The organism is Thalassotalea mangrovi, from assembly GCF_005116735.1.
GTDB lineage: Bacteria > Pseudomonadota > Gammaproteobacteria > Enterobacterales > Alteromonadaceae > Thalassotalea_A > Thalassotalea_A mangrovi.
In genome coordinates this window covers 1-5,846 of sequence record NZ_SWDB01000051.1, presented here as the reverse complement: position 1 = coordinate 5,846, position 5,846 = coordinate 1, and the positions used below count along the sequence as shown (strand labels likewise).

Here is a 5,846-nt window from a genome sequence, read left to right as displayed (position 1 = left end):
GGCCGATTGTACCTACGTTAACGTGCGGTTTGGAACGTTCAAATTTTGCTTTAGCCATTTTGCTATACCTTAAAGTTTTAAACACTCGGGTGGCACCCGATACAATGTAATATCGCTTTTACGCACAGACCCGATGCAGCTGAAGACCCCGATTTTACTCATTGGAGCCGCAATTACAGCCGAGCTGTTTTTTTACCGCGCACAATTTAACAAACTCGCAGGAAAATGTCTAAACTTTAGGCTTTTTTTCAATAATATCAGCCGGAAATTTAATCACGAAACAAGAAAACCGTCTCAAACTACTCAAAATTTAATTGGCAATTACTGTGATTGATTAAATTTTATCAATTTTAAGATGTTTGTTGGCCTGATCTAATGTATAATCCGGCCAAAATTTTTTAACGTAACTTTTATTTCAATTAGAGTAATACAATGGCTGATTTATCAAAATACAGAAATATTGGTATTTTCGCTCACGTTGATGCGGGTAAAACCACAACAACTGAACGTATCCTAAAACTTACAGGTATGATCCACAAAATCGGTGAAGTTCACGATGGTGAATCAACAACCGATTTCATGGAGCAGGAAGCCGAGCGTGGTATTACTATCCAGTCTGCAGCGGTAACATGTGAGTGGAAAAAGCATCGTTTTAACGTAATCGACACTCCAGGTCACGTTGACTTTACCGTAGAAGTATACCGTTCTCTTAAAGTACTAGATGGTGGTATTGGTGTATTCTGTGGTTCTGGTGGTGTAGAACCACAATCAGAAACAAACTGGCGTTATGCCAACGAGTCAAAAGTTGCTCGTTTGATTTTCGTAAACAAGTTAGACCGTCTTGGTGCAAACTTTTTCCGCGTTAAAGAGCAGGTTAAAAACGTACTTGGTGCAAACCCACTAGTGATGACTTTACCAATTGGTGAAGAAGATAACTTCGTTGGTGTTGTTGATGTATTGTCTCAAAAAGCTTACGTTTGGGATGACTCAGGTCAGCCTGAAAACTACGAAGTTACCGACATTCCTGCTGATATGGTTGATCAGGCAGCTGAATACCGCGAGCAATTAATTGAAACTGCTCTTGAAGCTGATGACGACCTGTTAATGGCGTACATGGAAGGCGAAGAGCCGACTGAAGAGCAAATCAAAGCCTGTATCCGTAAAGGTACTAACGAATTATTGTTCTTCCCTACATACTGTGGTTCAGCATTCAAAAACAAAGGTATGCAGCTTCTTCTTGACGCAGTTGTTGATTACTTGCCTGCTCCAACAGAAGTTAACCCGCAGCCATTAACTGACGAAGAAGGTGAGCCGACTGGCGAATTTGCTATTGTCGATCCTAACGAACCATTCCGTGCTCTTGCATTTAAAATTATGGATGACCGTTTTGGTGCCCTTACTTTCGTACGTATCTACTCAGGTCGTCTTAAGAAAGGTGACACCGTTCTTAACTCATTTACTGGAAAAACCGAGCGTATCGGCCGTATGGTTGAAATGCAGGCCGATGACCGTACTGAGTTAACGGAAGCACAAGCGGGTGACATTCTTGCAATCGTTGGTATGAAAAACGTACAGACTGGTCACACCTTATGTGATGTGAAACAACCTTGTACGTTAGAAGCAATGGTTTTCCCTGAGCCGGTAATCTCAATCGCTGTTGCGCCAAAAGATAAAGGTTCAACAGAGAAAATGGGTATCGCTATCGGTAAGATGGTTGCTGAAGACCCTACATTCCAGGTTGAAACTGACGAAGATTCAGGTGAAACCATCCTTAAAGGTATGGGTGAATTACACCTGGATATCAAAGTAGATATCCTTAAGCGTACTTACGGTGTCGAACTAGAAGTTGGTAAGCCTCAGGTAGCATACCGTGAGACCATCACCCAGCCTGTAGAAGATTCTTATACCCATAAGAAGCAATCTGGTGGTTCTGGTCAGTTTGGTAAGATCGATTACCGCATCAGACCAGGCGAGCCAAACTCTGGCTTCACTTTCACCTCTAGCGTTGTAGGTGGTAACGTACCGAAAGAATTCTTCCCGGCTATCGAGAAAGGCTTCAAAGGTATGATGGACGAAGGTGTTCTGGCTGGCTTCCCAGTTCTGGACGTTGAAGTTGAACTGTTTGACGGTGGTTACCACGCGGTTGACTCCTCTGCGGTAGCGTTTGAAATCGCAGCGAAGGGTGCATTCCGTCAGTCAATCCCGAAAGCTGGTCCTCAATTAATTGAGCCAATCATGAAGGTTGACGTATTCACTCCTGAAGATCACGTTGGTGACGTTATCGGTGACTTAAACCGTCGTCGCGGTATGATCAAAGATCAGGAAGCTGGTACTACTGGCGTTCGCATCAAAGCTGATGTACCTCTATCAGAAATGTTCGGTTACATCGGACACCTACGTACTATGACTTCAGGTCGTGGCCAGTTCTCAATGGAGTTCAGCCACTACATGCCATGTCCAAATAACGTAGCTGAAGAAGTTATCGCTGAAGTTAAAGAACGTAACGCTAAGAAGTAATGGTTAGATAATCATTCTGAAAAAGCCCCGCAAGGGGCTTTTTTTATGCCCGGTTTAAAACGCGTTTAGTCAATACAGGGCGAAAAGCAGAAATATCCCCAACAAGGCGAAACAAACCGAACCACAACGTACAGCAACATCCTGGTACTGCAGCAATCGGGATACATATACCAGATGACTTTGCTTCCAGGTTAACGAATCGGCAACGGCGCTGAGCAATATCACCCAGGCCAACAACTCGATAAATACTGGCGAATTACTGCTGTCAGACATGACCAGTAAACCTGTCCCTAAGATCACTCGAAGCATAATTGATACATAGCGAAGGCTTTTTCGTCGCTTAAATTTTTTGAGGATCAGATAAATCAGTTCCGGTTTAAACAAGCCAATAATGCCGACTACTAATGCACAGCTGGCAAATAGAGTGACAATAAAGCTCATCGTCAATGCCTCCTTAAGGTTAATTTATTAACTCATTCATTATAAGTCAGATTTAATATATCCTGCTCACTACTGATAGTTTAATATTTTCTCTCTACTAGCCTTTGCATTAGCTTCATAACCCCTTGCCCTTTAACCGCCTAATTCATCAGTTCAGCGTTCCATATGCGGCGAAGTCGTCCAATTTTTTTACGTTAGATTTTTTTACGAAAACTTTAACACGAAAACATATCTGCCTGTTTTTATTATTTATTTATTTATGGAACGGCTTTTGCTTAATTATATTCGGTTTTGTATCTGTGAGTTGCTAACCGCTAGCATACAGTGAAAACCAGTACTGCTTTTTGTCGAACAGGTATGAACCGGCAATATAAATCAAATTGGAATGAATGATGCGGGTAACGACGTTACTCGTTACAGATTGAAATTATATTGATAATTAAGGAATGCATATGTCCCTGAAACAATTAATACCTGGCATTATCCTAAGTTTTTCGTTCTTAATCTGCAGTCAGGCGAGCGCAGCGTTAATGGTAATTGGTGGAACAGATGTTTTATTAGCCGATGTTGAAAAATACGGACAAGGGGGAGCCTCTGCAGGTACGCCTCCGGAATTACTAACCATATACAGTGGCGCAAATATAAAACAAACAATGGCCACTGATTATGAGTATTCAATCACCTTTTTGTATAAACAGGCAACATTCCACAATGTTTTTACTGCACCTGATGGCCAAACTGTCGATACAGATTCCCAGAGCATGATTACCGGGTCGTTTAGTGTCGGTGCCGGTGAATATCTCAACCTGGTTTTCGGGGCGAAATGCGATGCTATGTTTGCTGGCTGCACAGAGATCGCTAATGGTATGAATATAGACGCTGAATCCTCTTCTGCTGCAAACTTCGCGGTCTCAGAGCTGATGGTAGAAGGTGATGTTACTCGTTTTTATTTATTTTTGAACGACACCGGTTCGAGCCCAGATAATGATTTTGATGACTTGATCGTTCTCGTCGAATTAACGGATGTCACAATACCTCCCAGTGAAGTACCAGAACCCAGTAGCATACTATTATTTGCACTTGCCACCCTCGGTCTCCTTCGCTTAAGAAAATAGGTTTCAGGTAATGAGCCGGACAGCATCCGGCTTATTTATTCAGCCTTGATTGAATTAGACTATTCATCACTCCTACGGTGATTTCCGGTCCAAAATCATGCTCATACCTTGCATGTTCGCAGGAATCACGACCACCTGCCCCTCATTATTGGCAAATTGTTTTAATGCCTCATTTAGCTCATGTTGCAGGTATTCAGGGGTTAAGGATGAGTTAATAATAGCATTAGCTTCGGCAATGCCTCGTGCTCGGGCAATTTCAATTTCCGCATCCTTTCCGGCAATTTCTACTTCGACTTTTTTCGCTTCCAGGGTCTTTTGCGCCTGAACCGCTTTTTGAATTGCCGCTTCGATTGTCGGATCGGTATTCAGGGCACGGATCGCTACCCGGGTAATGGTAAAAATTCCTGGGTCTTTATCATCCAGTTTCTTTTGCAGCTCCATACTTATTCCCGAACGTAACCGATCACGATTACGGTGTAAGTCGAGGGAGTCAATTTTTGTCACTTCTTCGTAGATCACGTCCCGGCCTTCGCGATAAACGATGTTATACGCTGGTAACAGTGCATCCGGTCCCTCTCGATAGGATGCCGCATATTTAACCATAGTTTCCGCAATTTGATCCGCCTGTACCTTATAAAAAATACTGATATCGAGATCCTGCAAGCGCAGGTTATCACGGGCTTTGGGTCTTAGATCGTTAAAGTCGATGGCTATTTCTTTTGCTGAAAATTCATATGCCTGAGTAAAGATAGGTAACTTCCAGTTTAAACCGGCAGACACTTCATCAAGGTCGACCGTGCCCACGGTTTTTTTCACCGCTACATGCCCGGTGTCGATGATAAACCAACTACTGAAGATAATGATCAGAATGAGTATCGAAAAGATGCCCGACAAAATATTAGAGACTCTCAATGTTTTATCCTTATTATTTTTATGTCTTTTAACCAGTGAGTTACGCTTTAGCTTGCTGGCAGTTCCAGCAAAGCTCGAATGAACCAGCATTCACTTCTTTACAACCCTTGCAGTACCAGTCACTGCCCGTATCATCCTGTGATTTACGAATGATGTCATCGGCCATAACGGCCTGACGTTCATCTTTAACCCAAAGCTCTGGCCAGGTTTCTAAAAAAGGAACATCACCGCTTGCACCAGTGAGATACTGGTTTTTTATCTGCGTTTCAATACCTTCCAGGGCAAGAATATTTTGCATATTTTCAACGAAAAACAGGTGCGGATGACTATAAATTTTTTTCACGCTGCTGCCCTTGTACAGATTCTGTTCTCTCAGAGTATCCGCGAAGGGGGAAGAAGTCTACAAATCGACGATGCTTTAAGCTGTAAGACGAAAGCTGTAAGCTTTAAGTAGAGAGCTATAAGGCTGTAACGCTTTAAAGCTGTAAGGAGAGAGCTGTAAGCTTTAAGAAAAGGCATGTGACGCTAAGTTAAACCTAAAACTACTTACGGCTTGTAGCTTACAGCTTATAGCTAACTTCAGTTACCCAAAGCAACTTACGGCTTAAAGCTTGTAGCTTACAGCTGCCGCCAGGCGAGCAACTTACGGCTTGTAGCTTACAGCTTGAAGCTCCGACTAATTTTCAATCGCGCATAAAAAAGGCCGCATTATGCGACCTTTTTTAGAGAGTATTGAAAATCTATCGATTACTCGATGATTTTTGATACTACACCAGCACCTACAGTACGGCCACCTTCACGAATAGCGAAGCGTAAACCTTCGTCCATCGCGATTGGGTTGATTAGCTCAACAACAAACTT

Annotated in this window: 6 protein-coding genes; 2 read left to right on the top strand and 4 right to left on the bottom strand. The window is 42.7% G+C overall.

What is annotated here, in order from left to right:
- The first annotated feature begins 432 nt into the window (after positions 1–432).
- Entirely contained in the window at positions 433–2,517 is a 2,085-nt protein-coding gene (gene fusA / locus E8M12_RS16205; protein WP_136737313.1) for an elongation factor G, read from the top strand.
- 69 nt (positions 2,518–2,586) lie between these two features.
- Here the strand turns inward: fusA and E8M12_RS16200 are convergent, their stop codons facing one another.
- Positions 2,587–2,958 carry a hypothetical protein gene (locus E8M12_RS16200; RefSeq protein ID WP_136737312.1) on the bottom strand — a complete coding sequence of 124 codons (372 nt, stop codon included), beginning with the start codon at positions 2,956–2,958 and terminating at the stop codon, positions 2,587–2,589.
- 452 nt (positions 2,959–3,410) lie between these two features.
- Here E8M12_RS16200 and E8M12_RS16195 point away from each other — a divergent pair, with 452 nt between their 5' ends.
- A complete protein-coding gene (locus E8M12_RS16195) occupies positions 3,411–4,073 on the top strand; it encodes a PEP-CTERM sorting domain-containing protein (RefSeq protein WP_169303171.1) in 663 nt (220 codons plus the stop codon).
- A 72-nt stretch (positions 4,074–4,145) separates the two neighbouring features.
- Here the strand turns inward: E8M12_RS16195 and E8M12_RS16190 are convergent, their stop codons facing one another.
- The 3 genes from E8M12_RS16190 to E8M12_RS16180 form a co-directional block, all read right to left on the bottom strand.
- Entirely contained in the window at positions 4,146–4,985 is an 840-nt protein-coding gene (locus tag E8M12_RS16190; protein ID WP_169303170.1) for an SPFH domain-containing protein, read from the bottom strand.
- Positions 4,986–5,025: 40 nt separating this feature from the next.
- Complete coding sequence (locus E8M12_RS16185; RefSeq protein ID WP_136737309.1) at positions 5,026–5,328, bottom strand: putative signal transducing protein; 303 nt, start codon at positions 5,326–5,328, stop codon at positions 5,026–5,028.
- Between the two features lie 404 nt (positions 5,329–5,732).
- A partial coding sequence (locus E8M12_RS16180; protein WP_136736706.1) for an EF-Tu C-terminal domain-related protein occupies positions 5,733–5,846 on the bottom strand: 114 nt, incomplete at its 5' end.

Coding starts and splice junctions, on each gene's coding strand:
- E8M12_RS16200 (WP_136737312.1), bottom strand. CDS start 2,958: ATGAGCTTTATTGTCACTCTATTTGCCAGCTGTGCATTAGTAGTCGGC.
- E8M12_RS16195 (WP_169303171.1), top strand. CDS start 3,411: ATGTCCCTGAAACAATTAATACCTGGCATTATCCTAAGTTTTTCGTTC.
- fusA (WP_136737313.1), top strand. CDS start 433: ATGGCTGATTTATCAAAATACAGAAATATTGGTATTTTCGCTCACGTT.